Origin of the sequence: Methylovorus sp. MM2 (assembly GCF_001648895.1) — a bacterium.
In the GTDB taxonomy this organism is placed as follows: Bacteria; Pseudomonadota; Gammaproteobacteria; order Burkholderiales; family Methylophilaceae; genus MM1.
In genome coordinates, this window is the sequence record NZ_LXUF01000001.1 from 256,091 (window position 1) to 274,688 (window position 18,598).

17 protein-coding genes are annotated in these 18,598 nt (G+C 44.5%); 8 read left to right on the plus strand and 9 right to left on the minus strand.

The features are described 5' to 3' along the window. Nucleotide 1: 1 nt before the first annotated feature. From fae to A7981_RS01100, 3 genes are all read right to left on the minus strand, one after another. On the minus strand, nt 2-553 hold the full coding sequence (gene fae, locus A7981_RS01090; RefSeq protein WP_067262817.1) for a formaldehyde-activating enzyme: 552 nt from the start codon (nt 551-553) through the stop codon (nt 2-4). Nucleotides 554-646: 93 nt separating this feature from the next. Continuing rightward, entirely contained in the window at nt 647-1,096 is a 450-nt protein-coding gene (locus A7981_RS01095) for a GNAT family N-acetyltransferase (protein WP_067262819.1), read from the minus strand. Then, on the minus strand, nt 1,080-1,265 hold the full coding sequence (locus A7981_RS01100) for a hypothetical protein (protein WP_067262822.1): 186 nt from the start codon (nt 1,263-1,265) through the stop codon (nt 1,080-1,082). Before A7981_RS01100 ends, A7981_RS01095 begins: the two co-directional genes overlap by 17 nt. Nucleotides 1,266-1,350: 85 nt before the next feature. On the opposite strand from A7981_RS01100, the gene A7981_RS01105 reads away from it, so the two are divergent. Further along, nucleotides 1,351-1,731, plus strand: coding sequence for a DoxX family protein (locus tag A7981_RS01105; RefSeq protein ID WP_067262826.1), 381 nt, complete (start codon nt 1,351-1,353; stop codon nt 1,729-1,731). Between the two features lie 55 nt (nt 1,732-1,786). Here the strand turns inward: A7981_RS01105 and ispH are convergent, their stop codons facing one another. The 3 genes from ispH to A7981_RS01120 are packed head-to-tail and all read right to left on the minus strand — an operon-like array spanning nt 1,787 to nt 4,204. After that, nucleotides 1,787-2,716 carry a 4-hydroxy-3-methylbut-2-enyl diphosphate reductase gene (ispH, locus tag A7981_RS01110; protein WP_067262828.1) on the minus strand — a complete coding sequence of 310 codons (930 nt, stop codon included), beginning with the start codon at nt 2,714-2,716 and terminating at the stop codon, nt 1,787-1,789. Between the two features lie 40 nt (nt 2,717-2,756). Next, nucleotides 2,757-3,668 (minus strand): CobD/CbiB family protein, encoded by a 912-nt coding sequence (locus A7981_RS01115; RefSeq protein ID WP_067262831.1) that lies wholly within the window; start codon nt 3,666-3,668, stop codon nt 2,757-2,759. Continuing rightward, nucleotides 3,665-4,204: a hypothetical protein gene (locus A7981_RS01120; protein WP_067266340.1), complete on the minus strand. Its 540-nt coding sequence runs from the start codon at nt 4,202-4,204 to the stop codon at nt 3,665-3,667. Before A7981_RS01120 ends, A7981_RS01115 begins: the two co-directional genes overlap by 4 nt. Nucleotides 4,205-4,386: 182 nt before the next feature. Between A7981_RS01120 and purU the strand changes: the two genes are divergently transcribed. Beyond that, a complete protein-coding gene (purU, locus tag A7981_RS01125; protein WP_067262834.1) occupies nt 4,387-5,244 on the plus strand; it encodes a formyltetrahydrofolate deformylase in 858 nt (285 codons plus the stop codon). Nucleotides 5,245-5,290: 46 nt separating this feature from the next. Here the strand turns inward: purU and lysA are convergent, their stop codons facing one another. Beyond that, entirely contained in the window at nt 5,291-6,541 is a 1,251-nt protein-coding gene (gene lysA / locus A7981_RS01130; protein ID WP_067262837.1) for a diaminopimelate decarboxylase, read from the minus strand. Between the two features lie 21 nt (nt 6,542-6,562). Beyond that, nucleotides 6,563-6,733 carry a lipoprotein gene (locus A7981_RS11710; protein WP_082889173.1) on the minus strand — a complete coding sequence of 57 codons (171 nt, stop codon included), beginning with the start codon at nt 6,731-6,733 and terminating at the stop codon, nt 6,563-6,565. A 173-nt stretch (nt 6,734-6,906) separates the two neighbouring features. Between A7981_RS11710 and A7981_RS01135 the strand changes: the two genes are divergently transcribed. The 6 genes from A7981_RS01135 (at nt 6,907) to A7981_RS01160 (ending at nt 17,521) form a co-directional block, all read left to right on the plus strand. Continuing rightward, the gene (locus A7981_RS01135; RefSeq protein ID WP_067266343.1) at nt 6,907-7,368 is read left to right on the plus strand and encodes a type IV pilin protein; all 462 of its coding nucleotides are present in this window, start codon (nt 6,907-6,909) and stop codon (nt 7,366-7,368) included. A gap of 1 nt (nt 7,369) precedes the next feature. Continuing rightward, on the plus strand, nt 7,370-8,011 hold the full coding sequence (locus A7981_RS01140) for a GspH/FimT family pseudopilin (RefSeq protein ID WP_067262841.1): 642 nt from the start codon (nt 7,370-7,372) through the stop codon (nt 8,009-8,011). Next, nucleotides 8,008-8,505, plus strand: coding sequence for a type IV pilus modification protein PilV (gene pilV / locus A7981_RS01145; RefSeq protein WP_067262844.1), 498 nt, complete (start codon nt 8,008-8,010; stop codon nt 8,503-8,505). The genes A7981_RS01140 and pilV overlap by 4 nt, the downstream gene beginning before the upstream one ends. A 2-nt stretch (nt 8,506-8,507) precedes the next feature. Continuing rightward, entirely contained in the window at nt 8,508-9,698 is a 1,191-nt protein-coding gene (locus A7981_RS01150) for a PilW family protein (RefSeq protein ID WP_067262847.1), read from the plus strand. Then, nucleotides 9,692-10,312 carry a hypothetical protein gene (locus tag A7981_RS01155; RefSeq protein WP_067262850.1) on the plus strand — a complete coding sequence of 207 codons (621 nt, stop codon included), beginning with the start codon at nt 9,692-9,694 and terminating at the stop codon, nt 10,310-10,312. Before A7981_RS01150 ends, A7981_RS01155 begins: the two co-directional genes overlap by 7 nt. Before the next feature lie 81 nt (nt 10,313-10,393). Further along, the gene (locus A7981_RS01160; protein ID WP_165595528.1) at nt 10,394-17,521 is read left to right on the plus strand and encodes a PilC/PilY family type IV pilus protein; all 7,128 of its coding nucleotides are present in this window, start codon (nt 10,394-10,396) and stop codon (nt 17,519-17,521) included. A gap of 55 nt (nt 17,522-17,576) precedes the next feature. On the opposite strand, the gene A7981_RS01165 is transcribed toward A7981_RS01160, so the two are convergent. After that, nucleotides 17,577-18,590: a DUF3108 domain-containing protein gene (locus A7981_RS01165; RefSeq protein ID WP_067262856.1), complete on the minus strand. Its 1,014-nt coding sequence runs from the start codon at nt 18,588-18,590 to the stop codon at nt 17,577-17,579. Between the last annotated feature and the right edge of the window lie 8 nt (nt 18,591-18,598).

Consider the following 18,598-nt stretch of genomic DNA (forward strand, 5'->3'; position numbering starts at 1 on the left):
ATTAGATATCGCCCCAAGACTCTTCCCACATACAGTGCTTGATCTTATGACGATTAGCAATCAATTCATCAATCGTTGGTTCATCGTTCAATGCACGTTTAATCGCTAGTTTGGTCGCATCGTAGTTATTCTTGTACATGTCGGCTTTATCCAACTTGCCTTCTTTCGCTAATGCAGCGCAACCTGGATCGATCCATACAAGGCTGATGATGCAAAGGTCATTCACTTGGTCTTTAGGGATGATGCCTTCGATCACACAGTCCAGAATCGCATCGGCAGTTGCAGCCTGAACCACGCCACCGAACAATTCGATATTGATGGAGTCTTTTAACGTGACTTTTGGCACCATCATCGTCGCTGGGCGCACCAGTTGATTGATATCGCGCACTGCGAACATGGCAGTGTGGCCTTTGCTTTGCGCCATCATGTTAGCGAATGAAGTGCCGACAGGGCCATCAACAGCGCCGATCAGGATTTCCGGCATAGCAGCCGTGACGTCTTTGCCTTCGCTAAAAATAGTGGCTTCGCCAGCCTTGAAAATGATCTTTGACATCTGAAAATCCTTAACATGAAGAGAGTGAAACCGCATATTTTACCCAAGCCATCCCGCATCGGCAAATAAACAGACGATAAGGTGTTCGTTAAATCAAATGCTTAAATCCAAGACCATGTCTTTGTGCGGTATGCCAGCATCGATATATTCGCTACTACATATAGAAAAACCTGCCTTCTGGTAAAAAGCGAGGGCATGCATCTGGGCTGATAGTTTTATCTCAAACCATTGCTCTCGTCTGCATATAGCAATCGCTGCTGCCAAAATCGAGTGGCCGATCCCCATATTCCGGTATGCATTTAATACCGCCATTCTGCCGATAATGCCGCCTTGCAGGATACGGGCACAGCCGATAGGGGTCTCATTGTCTAGTGCCAGAATGTGGATTGCACTATCATCCAAACCATCCCACTCGAGCGCTATAGGGACTTGCTGCTCTTCAATGAATACCTGTGACCTAATGGTTTTTAACGCAGCGCCTGCCGCATCCCAGTTAACTTCCTGAATACGGAAATTATGCGCAGGATTATTCTGTTGTCGCATCGATCTGGCGCTTTGTTTCTTCGGCAGATTGCTGTACTGTCGCATCCACCGTTTTTGCTTTCTCCAGCACCGCTCGCGGCCCTTCAGCGATCTTGGGCGTAGCGTCTTTGTCTTGTGAGCAAGCGATTAAAACAAGCGATAAGCAAAGAATGAGCGTAATAAGCTTCATGCGATATCCTTTCAGGTGTTGCAGGCCGTGTTTGTTACAGGCATTATGCCGATTCGCGAAATTCTAACCATTAGAAAGCAAATCAATGAATAAAATTATGAGCCTTGTTGGGCGTTTATTGTTAGCGCAGATTTATTTGTTATCGATCATTATTCAACTGGCTATTATTATGAAGAATCCAGAAGGGTATGATGCTTATCGTGCATATCTTGGCGAGCATGGCCTAGGTAGCTTATTTCCACCTTTAATGATTCTGATCCAATTAGTCGCTGGTCTTGCATTGTTCGTCGGATATAAAACTAAATTCAGTGCTTATACCTTGGCTATTTATTCCGTATTCGTTGCCTGTGTATTAAAGATGAATGATCCTATTGGCTTTATGCAATATATGGCAATTGCGGGTGGATTCTTGATTCTGGCCTTAAATCCCAAGACTGCATTCAGTTTGGATAACCTGAAGAAATAATCGAATCGATACACTAGAAAACAAAGGGCACATGATAGTGCCCTTTGTTTTCTAGTTATGCTGTCGCCAGATTTCGCGGTAGTTTAAATACCACGTTCTCTACAACACCTTGTAGCTCAGTCACTTGTGCATTCGTCAGTGATTGTATTTTCAATATGACCGCTTTTACTAGGACTTCGGGTGCAGAAGCACCCGCCGAGATGCCAATACGCTTCTTGCCGACTAACCATTGCGGGTCAAGGTAGCTGGCATTATCAACCATGTAAGATTCAATTCCCTGATTCTGTGCCACTTCTCGCAACCTGTTTGAGTTTGAGCTGTTAGGTGAGCCCACTACAATCACGAGGTCGCAGTCTTTTGCCATCACTTTAACGGCATCTTGTCGATTTTGCGTGGCATAACAGATGGAGTCGCTCTGTGGTGGGCTGATATCAGGGAATCGTTCTTTCAATGCGGTGACGATGGATGCAGCATCATCGATAGAAAGGGTTGTTTGTGTCACGTAAGCCAGTTTGTGACTGTCTTTAACTTGCAGCTTAGCCACATCTTCCGGCGTTTCGACCAAATACATCCCACTTTCAGATTGCCCCATGGTGCCTTCAACCTCTGGGTGACCCTTGTGGCCGATCATGACGATCTCTTTACCAGCATTTCGCATCTTGGCTACTTCAATGTGGACTTTAGTCACTAACGGGCAGGTAGCATCGAATACCTGCAAGCCACGTATCTCCGCATCTGCGCGTACATCTTTTGACACACCGTGAGCGCTAAAAATCACAGTATTGCCAGCTGGTACTTCATCCAGCTCTTCGATGAATACCGCGCCTTTGCGTTTCAGTTCATCTACTACAAATTTGTTGTGTACAACTTCATGGCGTACGTAGATAGGGGCGCCGAATTTTTCCAGCGCCTGCTCTACGATGATGATCGCACGATCTACGCCAGCACAAAAGCCGCGTGGGTTAGCAAGTAAAATATCCGTCATTTATTCTCTTTCATGGCAGGCCAAGCCGTGTAATTCAAACTTAATTTCCAAGCCAATGTGCAAAAGTCAGCAATAATACCAGCGCTACTATTAATACAAGAACACGCCAAACCAGACCGACAGCACTTCTTAGATAATCCGCATCAGCTTCACTGCCCAAGCCCATCTCTGGGCGAAATTGTAAAACACCGCGATACGCTAATGGCTCCCCAAGCCTGACGCCTAATGCCCCTGCTCCACTTGCGAGGATGATGCCAAGCGCTTTATCCGGCCATTGATCAGCTTGCGTACGCCAGCAATATACCGCATCTTCAAAATCGCCGACGATCGCAAAGCAGCTAGCGGTAATGCGAGTCGGCAACCAGTCCAGCCACTCAAAGACTTGATGCGCGAACTGGTGATACCCCTGGTCTTTCGCAGGCCACTCAAGTTTTTGCAAGTGTGTTAACCGGTAGAGCAGTGCGCCAGCGGGGCCTAATAATACAAACCAGAAGATAGGCGCGAACAACCCTTGATGGGATCGTCTTAGACCAGTTTCTATACTGATTCTGGCAACTTCAGCCGAAGTGTAATTGTCTGTTTCAGCGAGCTCCCATTGATGGAGCAGATATCGCGCTTGATCGATATTACGGTCACTCAGTGCAGCAGCGATCTTTTCTGCATGCTGGCTAAAATAGCTAAAACGCAGGGTCAGGTAGAGTGATACCACACCAAATAATATGCCGAGCAGACTGTTGATCTCAAGCAAGATAAAATATACAAAACCAACCAGTACCACAGGTAAGAATACCCCTAGCACCCATGCAATCACGCCATGTAATTTCTTGCCGCCATTAAAATTGCGTTCTATTAATTGCGCATACGGCAAAAATGCATACTTCAGCCAGTCTGGCCGTGTATGCGGACGATAATAGGTAAGTGCTAGTGCGCCAATCAGTGCGATAAAGTTCATCGTGTATCAACCTCTGTAACTTGATCAGATGTTAAGGGCATTTCTACGCGTAATACGCTGTGATCGTAAATCTCCAATGTCGGTAAATGCAATGTCGTTTTGTGTTCTTTTGTATAGTCTAATAGGGCAGAGTACGCCTTACCATAGGCGAATAATGGATGCGCCTTGATTTCGGCAACCACGACTTCTCTTTTTGCAATCGTATCTACTTTTAATGGCGCTTTCGGCTCTGCATCAGCACTGATCAAGAAACCCGTGCGTGCGAGCAATTTATCTTGTGGAGTCGTGCGCGGATCCGTCATGACCAGCGTGACTTCTGAGCCGGGCACAATGCCTTGTAGTTTTAACTGAAATGATACTTCGTTCTGTGTCTTCATCAATTTTGAGTACAAGCCCTGTGCATCCAGGTAAACATAGCGATAACCGCCGTACTCACCGCTTTGTAGCGTAGTCGTCGAAAATAAACCCCACCACCATAGCATGGCTGTTACAGGTAATAAGAATGCAATTAGAAAGTAAGGTAGCTGTTTTTTCACAAGAATTTTTTCACAATAGCGGCATGCGCCATGACTCAATATGCCTATTTATGCGACATGATTGAAAATCTATTAAAAAGATACCACAACCCTGCCTCCCTTGCACTTATTCAGTGCCCTGTTAATCTTGCTATAATGCTGTTTTAGCCTGATTTGATTACCTAAAATAATCACAAATACGCATGTCAAAAAACACTGCTACATTATTAGTTACGTGCCCTGACCGCAAAGGCATCGTTGCTGCTATCGCTGACTTTCTATATCGGCATGACGCTAATATCTTGCATGCGGATCAGCATCAAGATGCCGAGAACAATCTTTTTCTTATGCGTGTCGAGTGGAGTCTTGAAGGTTCGGCTATCAATGCAGATAACTTCTCAATAGATTTTTCTCCAATCGCATCTCAGTTCGAGATGACATGGCAGCTTAAGTTGGCGCAAAAACGTCCACGCATGGCCATCATGGTCTCCCAGTATGACCATTGTTTGGTGGATTTGTTACATCGCCATCAAAGTGGCGAGTTTGCCTGCGATATCCCGTTGATCATCAGTAATCATCGAGATGCTGAGCGGTTGGCTGAGTTCTACGGCATTCCTTTTCACTATATCGAAGTCACTAAAGAAAATAAGGCCGAGGCTGAAGCCCAGCAGTTTGCTTTGTTCGATGAATTTGAGATCGATCTGATTGTGCTTGCGCGATATATGCAGATATTGTCCCCAGATTTCGTGCGGCGATATCCCGAGCGAATTATCAATATCCATCACTCTTTCTTACCCGCCTTTATTGGGGCTCGCCCCTATCACCGTGCATTTGAGCGCGGCGTCAAACTCATCGGTGCGACCAGTCATTACGTGACCGAGGTGTTGGATGAAGGGCCAATCATCGAGCAGGATATCGACCGTATCTCGCATCGTGATCAAGTAGAAGATTTGATACAAAAGGGCCGAGATTTGGAGCGTATCGTGTTGTCGCGTGCGGTGCGCTGGCATATCGAGAATCGTATTCTGCTATATGCAAACAAGACGGTGATCTTTGATTAAGCAATGAATCCGACAATAAAAAGCCCAGCAATGCTGGGCTTTTTATTTAGCTGCTTTGTATGATTTTTTCCAGTGCGAATAGCTGGGGAATGCGCTCACGCTCTCTAATCAAATGCACTTGATCTCCATCTACCATCACCTCAGCGGCGCGCGGACGAGTATTGTAATTCGAGCTCATGCTCATGCCATATGCACCAGCAGACATAATGGCGAGTAGGTCGCCTTGTTCTAATGCTAGTTTGCGATCATGACCTAGAAAATCTCCGCTTTCGCATACCGGGCCTACGATCTCATATTCAGTCGCTTCAGTCGTCCGTGGGTTGACCGCGACTATCTCGTGGTAGGCATCATATAAAGCCGGGCGCATCAAATCGTTCATTGCGGCATCAACAATAGCAAAATTCTTTGCTTCCGTATGTTTCAAGTATTCGACTTTTGTCAGTAAAACCCCCGCATTGCCTACGAGTGCCCGGCCAGGTTCGAATACCAGTTTTACTTTGCGATCACCGAGTTTCGCCAACATCGCTTTTGCATAATCCGAAAAGTCAGGTGGCGTTTCATCGCTATAGCAAATGCCAATACCGCCGCCCGCATCGATATGCTGGATATGGATGCCCGCATCCTCAAGTTGATCCACCAAGGCCAACACGCGATCAAATGCATCCAGAAATGGTGATAGCTCAGTTAGTTGTGAGCCGATATGGCAATCAACGCCATGTATGTCGATATTCGCCATGCCTGCGGCACGCGTATAAAGCGTAAATGCATCTTCATAGGCTACACCGAATTTATTATTCTTCAGTCCGGTTGAAATGTAAGGGTGCGTTTTTGCATCCACATTCGGGTTAACGCGCAATGAAACGGGTGCCTTCTTCCCCAAACTCTCAGCAACGCTATTGAGTCGCTCAAGCTCACTCGCCGATTCAACGTTAAAGCAAAAAATGCCTGCTTCGAGTGCGGCATGCATTTCTGATTCTGTTTTCCCCACGCCGGAGAATACGACTTTATTCGGGTCGCCACCCGCTGCCAAAACGCGTGCCAACTCGCCACCAGAAACGATATCGAAACCAGCCCCCAATCGTGCGAATAGATTCAATATAGCCAGACTCGGGTTCGCCTTCACTGCGAAGCATACTAGATGCTCTGTACCAGCAAAGCCTTCATCAAAGCGTTGATACGCTGACGCCAATGCCTCTTTTGAATATACATAGCAGGGTGTTTCAAATTTAGTCGCTATTTTTGTAAGCGATACATCTTCTGCGTGGAGTTCACTACTTTTTAGGCTAAAGGGATTCAAGATTGTGTCTAATCTGTATATTTAATAAGGAGTGCTGTCATTCTTGGGAGATTTCGGAGATGGCATCTTTTCTTTCGAATCACCAGATGAAGTACCTTGAGGATACTGCTTTTCAGGAATATAAAGCGGCCCTTTTGTGCCACATGCGGTGAGCGTGAAACAAACTAAAATCCCTGCAATGCTGATTCGCATATAGAACTCTCGAATTTATCCTGAATGAATGGTTTTTATTTTAACATAAGCAGCTTATTAACTTTAGCGTATGCCTTATTTAACCGCTCAAGCATGAAAATCTACCGATTGTCGGTTTTAGGTAGATATTGCGATTGGGTGTGGCATTATTCAGGATGGGAAAAGGGGTCGACATGCAAACTGTTAATCAAAGTAAAAAGTGTTTAGGTATTAGCTCAAAATACACGTGCAGGGGTTTTAGTTTGATTGAGTTAATGATTGTGGTAGTGATTGTTGTTATTTTATCCGCTATCGCTATACCAAGTTATTCTAACTACGTCATTCGAGCAAAAGTAACAGAAGCAACTTCAGAGCTAGCTACAAAAAGAGTGCAGATGGAGCAGTATTATCAGGATAACCGTCAATATGCACAAACAGCAACCGCATGTGCAGATTCACAATCCGCTAACTTCAGCTTTACATGTGTTGCCGATGCTAATACATATACGATTACGGCTACTGGTAAAAATGCGATATCTGGATTTACTTATACAATTGATCAAGCCAATGTAAAGACTTCAAATATTACCTCACCTGCGGATTGGGCTTCTACCAGTAGTAATTGCTGGGTCACCAAGCAAGGTGGGGCTTGCTAAAATGAAAATCGCATCCTCAGGGTTTTCACTGATAGAGCTCATGGTAGGGCTTGCTATACTGGTTATCTTGCTTATTGCTGGTGTACCTGCTTTGAGTAGTTGGATGCAGAATGCGCAGATTCGCAATGAGGCAGAGTCTATACAAAATGCCTTGCAATTGGCTCGTGCTGAAGCGGTACGTAGGAATACTGTGGTGAGGTTTCAATTAGTGAATACTATAGAATCAGGGTGTGCTACATCTACGCAGGGCACAAGCTGGGTCGTAAGCCTTGATAATGCGACGGGGGCATGTGATGCAATCCCCATGCAAGATGGAGTTGCCGGAGATCAAACACCAAGAATTATACAAAGAAATGCTGCTACATCCGCCGCACCTAATGTGGTGGTCAATGCTACGTTGGCTACTATTTCGTTTAATGGGTTTGGCCGACAGGAGTCGGTCTCAGTTTCTGGTGGGGGCGTTACACCAAGCCCGCCAGAGCAAGTGAATATCGTGATAACAAATCCTACAGGTGGAGCTTGTGCGAGTTCAACAAATCAGAACAATCCTATGCGCTGTTTAAATATTGTTGTTTCTCCAGGGGGGAATGTGCGGATGTGTGATCCTGCACTCAATCTTTTAGATACTCAGGGATGCGGATGATGCAAAAACGACAAAGTGGTGTGATGCTTCTCGAGGCATTAATTGCTATTTTGATTTTCTCTATGGGCATTTTAGCGATTGTTGGTTTGCAGGCCTCTGCAATTAAACTCTCAGGCGATGCAAAGTATCGCGCGGATGCAAGTTTGTTGGCTAATGAACTGATTGCCCAGATGTGGGTAAGTGATCGTTCATCTGCTACTTTGCAAGCTTCTTATGCAACGCCATCTGGGAGTGCTCCTGCCGGGTCAACTCCTTCCAGTTCTGCGATTACACCATACAGCGATTGGCTTGGTGAAGTGTCTAAATCTCTTCCTGGCGTTGATCAAAATCCTCCTACTGTTACTGTTGTCGCTGAGGAGTCTTTGCCAGCGCAAAATGAATCCATCATTTTGACTAGTTTGGTAACGATAACGCTTAGATGGATATCTCCAGGTGAGACAAATGTGCATAGTTATGTTGTGAATGCAAAAGTAGTGGATACGCAGGAAAAATAAAAATGAAGAGCCTAGATTATTCAGTACTTCATCATGCTCAATCCCGTTTGAGTAGTGATATGCATTTCAAACATAAAGCCGGCTTCACTCTTGTAGAGATTATGGTAGCAATGGTGATAGGTATGTTGGCTATTATTGTTGTTATGCAAGTATTTGCCGGATTTGAAGGACAGAAGCGTTCGACCACTGGCGGTGGAGATGCGCAGAATGGTGGCGCTATAGCGTTGAATGAGCTTCAGCGAATAGTTAGAGAGTCTGGTTATGGCATCAACTCTATTGATATTCTTGGTTGTACAGTGACTTTACCTAGCGGAGGCGTTTTCCCGTTAATGCCCGTTACTATTAACAGTGCCGCTGTTCCTGCTGGTGATGCTGATACTGATACATTGTTGGTATTTTCTGGCACAAATAATAGCTCCATTGAAGGTGCCAAGATCACCGCACAGATTGTGCAGAATAATTACACTGTAGATTCGTCAGGCGCTTTTCAGGTAGGTGATATGGTCACAACCATTCCGAAGAATAGGCCAACGCCTTGCAATTTGACATTGGAGGCTGTGACTGCTGTCTCAACTCCTAATGTCTCTGTAGCTACTGGAGAGGCTGATCGGGGAGAGGGAACGCTTTTCAACATGGGAGCCACACCCAGAATCCTAGCTTATCGAGTGGTAAACAGTAATCTTACAGTTTGCGATTATTGGGCAAATAATTGTGGGGATGCGGGGCTTGCGAATAATCTGGCCGTATGGGTGCCCATTGCAGAGGATATCGTCAGTATGCGTGCTCAGTACGGTAACGATGTCACTAGTGCGAGCTCTGCAAATATGGATGGTGTGGTGGATGAATACAGTCAGGCTATCCCAAATATTCCAACACAACCTTTTGGCGTTGTAAAGGATGAGTGTAATGCTATTCGGATAGCAGCAATTCGCATGGTACTGGTTGTTCGTAATTCGCAGCCTGAAAGAACCATTGTTACTGACTCTGCTCCGGTTTGGCGCGGAACAACTGCTACTACACTCGCTACTAGTGCCCCTCCGATTAATCTCAGCCCATTGGTTATTAATCTAAGTCAAACGGTTGATCCATCACTTCCATTCACTTGGCAGAATTTTCGATACAAGACTTTTCAGACTGTCTCGCCAATACGAAATATCACATCTGTCATTTCTGATGGAGTGTCGGCATGTTAAGGCGTGATGTAAAAATCTACTCACAGGGATTTAAACGGCAAAATGGTGTGGCGCTATTTGTTGTGTTAATCGTGCTTGTAGCCATGACTTTGGCCGCAATTGCTTTAGTTCGCTCGGTTGATACAACCAATATCGTTGCAGGAAACTTGGCATTTCAACAGGCTGCAACCAATTCTGGAGATAACGGGACTGAGCAAGCCATTGTTTGGCTTGAGCAAGCAAATAAGGATCCTGTGAGCCTTCATCTGAGTCAACTTGGGAGTGGGTACTCAGCGACGAGAGGAGCTCCAGCCGCTACATTTTCTTGGGATACCGCAACTTCTGGTACAGGTGCAATTACCCCAGTGACTTTGGCAGCGGATGCTGCTGGTAATAGGGTTAGCTACATTATTCAAAGACTGTGTGATGCGCCAGGAAATCCTTTGGATCACAATCCTGTTACAGGCCCTAATTGCGACAAGCCTAGGCTAACTCAAGCTAATCTAGAAGGCAATTCAAATGTTGTAAATGCTGATCGAATATATCTTTCTAATGATGCATATTACCGCATCACAACTCGTATCGAAGGTCCACGTAATACTTTGAGTTATACCCAATTAATTGCAGCGATGTAAGAATCTGAAGGAATGATCATGAAGAAAACGATAGCATTGCATAAATTAACTAAGGTAATTATATGTTTATCATGGTTGTTTTTGGCGATTCCATCAGCTAACAGTGCTGTTACAGATCTTGCCACTCAGCCGATTACAAAAGATACATCTGCAAGCGGTATAAAACCTAACCTCATGTTTGTGTTAGATGACTCTGGGAGTATGCAGTCGGACTTTCTTCCAGATTGGGCTGACCCTCTGCTCTCTCTTCCATATTTGTTTAAGAACGCTTCATATAATGGCATCGCTTATAACCCTGGGATCTACTATCGTGCACCTGCGATGTATGATGCAGTAGGCGCCTTAGATACAACGACATATCCAAGCCAGACCGGAACCAGTGCGGCTGCGGGGGCGAATACTTCCTCTAGCTTCCCGAACTGGACTGCTGTAAAGAATGATGGTTATGGGGTGCAGGCCACTACAACTGCCAATTTAGTTGATAAGGCACTGTTTTATACAACCGTTCCCGGTGAGTATTGCACAAGCCCACAATTAAAAAATTGCACTGCATCGAGTGTACCTACTGGGGCTTATACTTATCCAGCCCCATTACGTTGGTGTAATACGATGGCACAAGCGCTGGGCAATACTGCTGGTGCACAGAATGTTTGTCAGGCCGCACAAATTGCATCCACTGCTAACAATACAACGAATGGCATCACTAGCTATACTTTTGCACGCTCACCAGTCTTAGGTAAAGTAGCAACCATTACGTTTGGGGGTGCGGGTACTTTATCAATCACTAGTATCACTGGCGATGCTGGAGTGCGCATCAACGCAGCAACGATTACAGGCGCAATCACAACTAGTCCGGAAGACATAACTGCCTTATTAAATAGTATTGTTACCAACATTAATGCATGTACTACTACTTTAACTGGGGGGTGTACTGCAACTGGTTACAGCGCAGCAACGGATGGGATTAGTCTTATCATGATTGCCTCCCCTGCTGCTGCAACAGGGACGCCAGTGGTGACAAGAACAGTGACGGGTAGTCCTACTGTAACTGGTACTGCTTTTAGCAATAATGGTATTGGCTCAGTTATTACAACTCAAATTATTTCAAGCAATGACGCATACCCTTATCCTGGCACATCCACAAAGGCATCGACTCGCATAGATTGTGCAGGTACTACATGTACTTATACTGAAGAAATGACCAATTATGCTAACTGGTGGGCATATTATCGTACCCGTATGCAAACGATGAAAACTGGCGCCAGCCTTGCATTCTCAACGGTTGATGATAAATTTCGCGTAGGCTATTTCAGTCTCAATAATGGTAGTAGCCTTGTTAACTCAAGCAATAGTGATTTTCTTGATATTAAAGCATTTAGCGGAGCACATAAACATGCTTGGTATGCTAAATTCTTCAATGCTACTCCTTTTGGGGGTACGCCATTGCGTACCGCATTGTCTAGAGCGGGTCAGATTTATGCGGGCACACTTGATAGTCTATATGACGTGACTATCACAGATCCTCTACAATATTCGTGTCAGAGTAATTTTACGATTCTGTCTACAGACGGCTATTGGAACGATAGTGTATTACCTACACGGCTTGATAAAACTACAGCAATTGGTCAGCAAGATGGAGATGAAGTTCGCCCATATTATGATGGCACTTTATATGATCGCACTTCAACGCAAACCCTTGAATCTAAGAAACAAGTGGGTGAAACAACATTTGTTATTAAGACACGTTCTATTCAGCTTAAAGCTACAACTAGCAGATTAACTAAGGCTGTTCAAACTACTACGACATATCCTGCCCAAGTTCAAACCTCTACTTTACAGAGAAGGCAGTCGAGATTAACTTCAACTACTTATCCACTTCAACAAACAAAAACATACCTGCAAAGCACCACCTACAAGGCGCAGAAGACTACTATCTATTTGCAAAAAACCACCTATCCTCTGATTCAGACAACTAGGAAATTAACTCAGACTACTTATCCCTTACAAAAGACCACTACCTATTTGCGAAAAACCACCTATCCTCTGATTCAGACAACTAGGAAATTAACTCAGACTACTTATCCTATCCAACAGACTACAACGACTTTACAGAAGAAGGTGTATCCAATAACCCGCACGTCTTATAAGCTACAAGCGGCTGATAATTATGTACAAATGAGAACATCAGTCTCCACCAATGGTGGCGACTCCTACGGGCCTTATTCTGAGTGGGCAAATGCAGCGACATGTACCGAAAATCTTGTTGGAGCCACAACTGGATCTGGTGCTAGTGCAGTTACAACTAAAACACAATGTCGTTACTCTAGTACGACCTATATCCCTGATTTGACCTCATGCACAACTGCCAATCCTGCAGCTTATACAGGTACTGTTAGAAGTTGTACTTACCAGGCATCAACTACATCTACTGTCACTGCATGTTCAGTGGCGGATGGCACTTCACCGACTCCCAATACTCAAGTGGAGAAGGTGCAATGTGCTTATTCGGCAACCCCTAGTAGCACAACAAATACAAGTACTGCCTCTTGTACAGACGTAACTTCTTCAACTTTTGCTGAACCTAAAGTCACTTGTACTTATGGCGGGGCTACGACTTCCACAGTGAGCTCTTGTACAGTTGATACCACAGGTACGACTAGTGGTGGAGTCACCACTAGAGCTAGTTGTGCATACTCAACTACAGCAAGCGGCACTACCCCTGGATTAAGTGCTTGTACAAATTCAACTACCCCATCTTCTGCAAACGGTACTGTTTGGAGTTCAGCACAAACTAGTTGTGCATATGCAGCCACTACTTCAACATCAACAGAGACAAGTTGCACTGTTAATACACAAGATAGCGGGGCTGCAAAAACGCAGGAAGTCAGCTGTGCTTATTCAGGTACGATTGCCACGGGGCCAACGAATACAGATACTTGTACAGCTGTAAACTCATCAGGCACTAACGATGGGTCAGTGTGGGCTGGGCCGAGAACCACATGTGCCTATGGCGGGGCAAGTACGGTGGCGGCCGCAACGTGTACTGTAGATACTACTGGCACTCTAGTGGGTGGTGTCATGACTAGAACATCTTGTGGGTATTCAACTACAGCAAGCGGTACTACCAGTGGATTAAGCGCTTGTACCAATTCCACAACACCATCTTCTGCAAATGGAACTCTCTGGAGTTCAGGTCAAACCAGTTGTATTTATGCACCTTCAACATCAACATCAACAGAGACAAGTTGCACTGTTCATTTACAGGATGGCGGGGCTGCAAAAACGCAGGAAGTCAGCTGTGCTTATTCAGGTACGATTGCTACAGGTCCAACGAATACAGATACTTGTACAGCTATTAATTCATCAGGCAACACCAATGGGACAGTGTGGGCTGGGCCGAGAACGGTATGTGCGTATGGTGGAGCAACTACCGTTACTAATTTAAATAGTTGCACATCATCTACTGGAGATGATAGCAATGGAACAGGAACGCCTGGTGGCGTATTAAGTAATAGTACATGTTCTTATATGACGACCGGCACTACTGTAATTAAAGTTTCTTCGTGTACCCCTGTTGCACAGGATACAGTGAACTATACTAATCAGGTGGTATGTGGTTACGGGAGTGCCGAGGTAACTACGGTTACCACTGGAGTTACCACACCATCAACTTGTAATCCAAATCCTCAATCCACAGGAGCCCCCTATTCTGCAACAGCTATAAGTTGTTTGTATCTCGCACCTACTGTAGCTTCAGATCAAGCAACATGCTCCCCTAAAGCGCAGTCTTCGTCATCTGCAACAGCATGGGAAGGACCTGCAGTTACTTGTGCTTATCAAGCCTATACTCCATGGGTAAATGCAACTGCAGCATGTACTACAGTTGCGCAGTCACCGTCTTCAGATGCCATTTGGCAAACTGCGGTAGGTTGTCAATATACGTCGCCTGTTGCAAGCTATGCTGATACTTGTACTGGAAATTCAATAGCACAAAACTATGTCAATCTAACGGCTAAATCATGTACAACTGGACCATATGTGGTTGCAGGTACTTCTGCATCTACAATAGTAGATACTTGTACGCCTGGCACAACTTCTCCGGTTGCGACTAATCCTGGTACTGCAGTTACTGCAACGACATGTGCATACAATGCCGCCGTCACAACGGATGTGGGGTCTTGTACGAATGTTGCTGCTACTTCTACTACAACCAATGGTGTTGCTGCGCAAACCGCAGTGACATGTTCTACTACTGACACTGGTTTCGTAGCTTCACCATCGTGTGCACCTATCGGAACATATCCTAATGGATATGATGGAACTGGAAAGATCGTAGTCTGTTCAAATACGGGCTTAACCACGAATGTCGCTGTGTCATCATGCAGTGCAAGCACCGGCAGCACACCAGATTGGATACAGAAAACCTGTTCAACGTTGTATGAAACTAGTCCGACTCCTGTACAAACCTGTGCTGCTGGTACTACAGGAGATACAGGTAATAATAGTACTTCGTATATTGCAACCACATGTACGGTCACGTCCCCTACCGCGACCGTCAGTAGTTGTACTGCAGAATCGGTACCTACCGCGCCATATTGGAGAACCGTGACTTGTACATTGAGTGAGAATGGACCAACCAACACATTGGCCGATGTTGCAGAATATTATTATAAAACTGATTTACGGAGCACAGCGTTAAGTAGTAAATGTGATGGCACACCAGTTTCTACTGGTGCTACGGCCAATGATGTTTGTGAAAATGTTAACAATATATCTCAAAATATGCGTACGTTTACCTTAGGCCTTGGGGCTTCAGGGTTCATGCAATACTCTTCTAGCTATGAGTCGGGAGGAGTAGAAGGCAGCGCTGACTATGATGCTGTAAAGAACGGTACATCCGTTGACATTACAGGCCCTAATGGTGTTTGTGCATGGCAAAGTAGTGGTCAGTGTAATTGGCCAAAACCCGAAAGCAATGACCAATCAGGCATTGATGACTTATGGCATGCCGGAGTGAATGGGCGAGGAGCATATTTTAGTGCAACAGATCCTGATTCTTTAGCCAGTAGCATCTCTAGTGCATTAGCAAGTGTTGCTGCTACTGAGGGATCTGCTTCTCCATCTACTACGACAAACGTTAATCTGACTGAAGGATCAGTGATCTACTCTGGAGTATTCACCAATGCCTATTGGACTGGTGATGTTTTGAGATATCAGATTAATAATTCCACAGGTGCTTCTAGTGATATTGCCGACTGGTCTGCACAAAACAAGTTAGATGTGAGAAGTGGTAGATTGATATACACGTATGATAGTTCTGCTGCCAATGGCCTTAAAGAATTCACAGCTACGAATTATGCTGCTGACAGCAATTTCCTTAGACCACATATAGCAACTGGTGAATTGGGATTAACTCAATATATGTGTACTTCCCCGACGGTGTGTTTGACTGATACTGACAAAACTAGTGGGGAAGGGGCAAATCTCGTGAATTTCTTACGAGGTACGCGTACAAATGAAGGGCTCTCTAACACTAAGTACTATCGTGTAAGGCAACATATACTTGGCGATATAGTCAATGCGCAGCCAGCTTATGTAGGTGTCCCGCGCTTTGGTTACGGAGATCTCGGGTATACCACCTTTGTGAATGCAAATGTCAATCGTAAAGCAATGGTTTACGCTGGAGCTAATGACGGTATGTTGCATGCATTTAAAGCAACTGGCAGTGCAACCGCAGAGGCCGCAATTACTGCATTGTCCGCTGATCCAACTGATCCGCTCAAACAAACGGCTGTAGATACAGCCATTGCAGCTGATGTTGCTGCCGGTGTTGATGGAGGAAGAGAGGAATGGGCTTATATCCCAGCATCAGTGAGACCAAACCTTTATAAATTAGCCGACAAGAATTACTCGAGTAAACATCAGTATTACGTTGATGGCACTCCGGTAACGGGCGACATATGTATTAATAATTGCGGTACAAGCTCCGCTGAGTGGAGAACCATATTAGTTGGGGGGCTTAATAGAGGCGGGCGTAGTTATTACGCTTTAGACATTACTGATCCAACTGCCCCTCAAGCTTTGTGGGAATTTAAAGATACAAACCTAGGCTATAGCTATGGCAATCCTGCCATTGCCAAAGTTAAAAATGATGATGGCACCTTTACTTGGGCAGTTATCTTTACTTCAGGCTATAACAATGTGCCTAATGCTGATGGCGCAGGTGGTGATGGCGTTGGTCGGCTCTATATACTAGATGCTTATTCTGGTACTTCAATTAGAGAGATATCTACTGGCTATGGTAGTGCGGGATCGCCAAGTGGGCTGGCCAAAATTGCAGTTGAAGTTATTGATCCAGTATCTGATGCTTCTGCTATAGCAGCGTATGGTGCAGACTTATACGGAAATTTATGGCGATTTGATATCAGCAATGTATTAGGTGCAAGCGGATATGATGCTCAATTGATCACTGTTTTGCATGATGAAGATGGTAACCGCCAACCTGTTACGACTATCCCGCAAGTTGGTAGGGTCAATGGTCAGACAATGATTTATGTTGGTACAGGGAGTTTCCTTGCCCTATCGGATGCGGCCATTACAAGTACGCAAACTGTCTATGCAGTCAAAGATACTAAACTTGCGAATACAGACTCTGCAACTGCGCTTTACAGCAATGTGCGAGAAAGTTTGGTAGAACAGGTACTTACAAAAGTTGATGTGAATGATTATAAGTCGACCCGCACTATCTCAACCAACGCTGTAAATTTAAGTACTACAGGAGGTTGGTTCGTTGACTTGATAGATATTGGTGAACGTGCCAATACAAATATTGACTTATCTGGAGGTAAAGTAACATTCACAACAAACGTGCCCAATGATGAAGCATGTAGCCTAGGAGGATATAGCCTTATATATTCACTTGACTATCGTACAGGATCGGTCTCTAGCTCTACTGGTATTGCTGGGGTTTTCTTATCAGACTCATTAGCGTCTGGTGCAACAAGTGTAGGGCTCTCACCAGGTAGTAATAGTAATAACGGAGGTAATGGTTCTGGGGGTCCTACCGATCCAAATGCTACAGATCCAACTAAGTCGCCGACTTGTGCTCTTGTAACTTTGGCAGATGGTAATACAAGATGTATTAAATTTGCATCGGGTAAAACTACAAAAAATACACGTAGAGCATCCTGGCGCGAATTGACAGAATAAATAGTGATGGGTTTGAAAAAAGCGGTTATCTAAAAATAACCGCTTTTTTTATAGATTAGTTCTTAATTGATATGCTGAGTGTTGTCTGTATGGTGACAATATTATTGTTATCTTTATGCCTTAATTTTAGTGGCAAGTAATTAAAGTCAGGGGATAACCAGATTTCTATTATTTCATCTGTATCATCAGCGATCAGAGTAACCTTTGATGCTCTTAATTTTCCTAGATTCTGGTTATCTATAAATGTTAATTCAGGCGGCTGGTAATGATACGAATGAATTGATCTTCCATCAGATAATAATACCGCACCACCTTGGATTGACGGTGGAGACAGCATAAATTGATAGAGTAGGCTTTGTTTGTCCATAATATTGTCGGGAAGCCTGCCTTGACTCGGTGGGAAGTGTCCCGATACCTCACCAATAGCCATTAATGATGCGGCTACAGATCCTTGTCTTACATAAACTGAAGGGCTAAGAATATTTCTGAACACTCTTCCCTTAATATTGATGCTCCAATTTTCATCGGAGAGTGTGTTGGGAATCTTCTGAATGTTTATTTGATAATGGTCACTATCTTCTGTAGTAAATTGATGTAGCCCGTACCCTATTAATTTATTGTCGTTTTCTGAATATAACTCAAACTCCATTTCAGCAGATGTTGGTGGCATAAGAGTTTGAGAGGGAAGGCTCGATGATGGTATTTGGCTGTCTGCCTTGAGGTGCGTGAGACTACTATTTGGCAATTCGTTAGAATTATCCTGTTTTAAAGAGGAAATCTGGTCAGTGTTTTTATACCCAGAATTCTCTTGCGCAACCATCTTTGTATCTGAATTAATCAGATTAGATTTTATATTTGTGGGTTGAGTATTGTTAACAATATCTTCATGGCTGTTGGTCACTGAAGAATTAACTGTAGATAAGCTGACTTCTATGGGGCTTGTCCGTGCTATATTTGCACTAGTATGAACTCTAATCCCAGTTATCCATGCTAAATGTAGTAATAGAGATATTAGTATTGCAATAAGTAGGGCGTAATTTTTGCAAGGAACATACTCGCGAATTTTCATTGGCACTC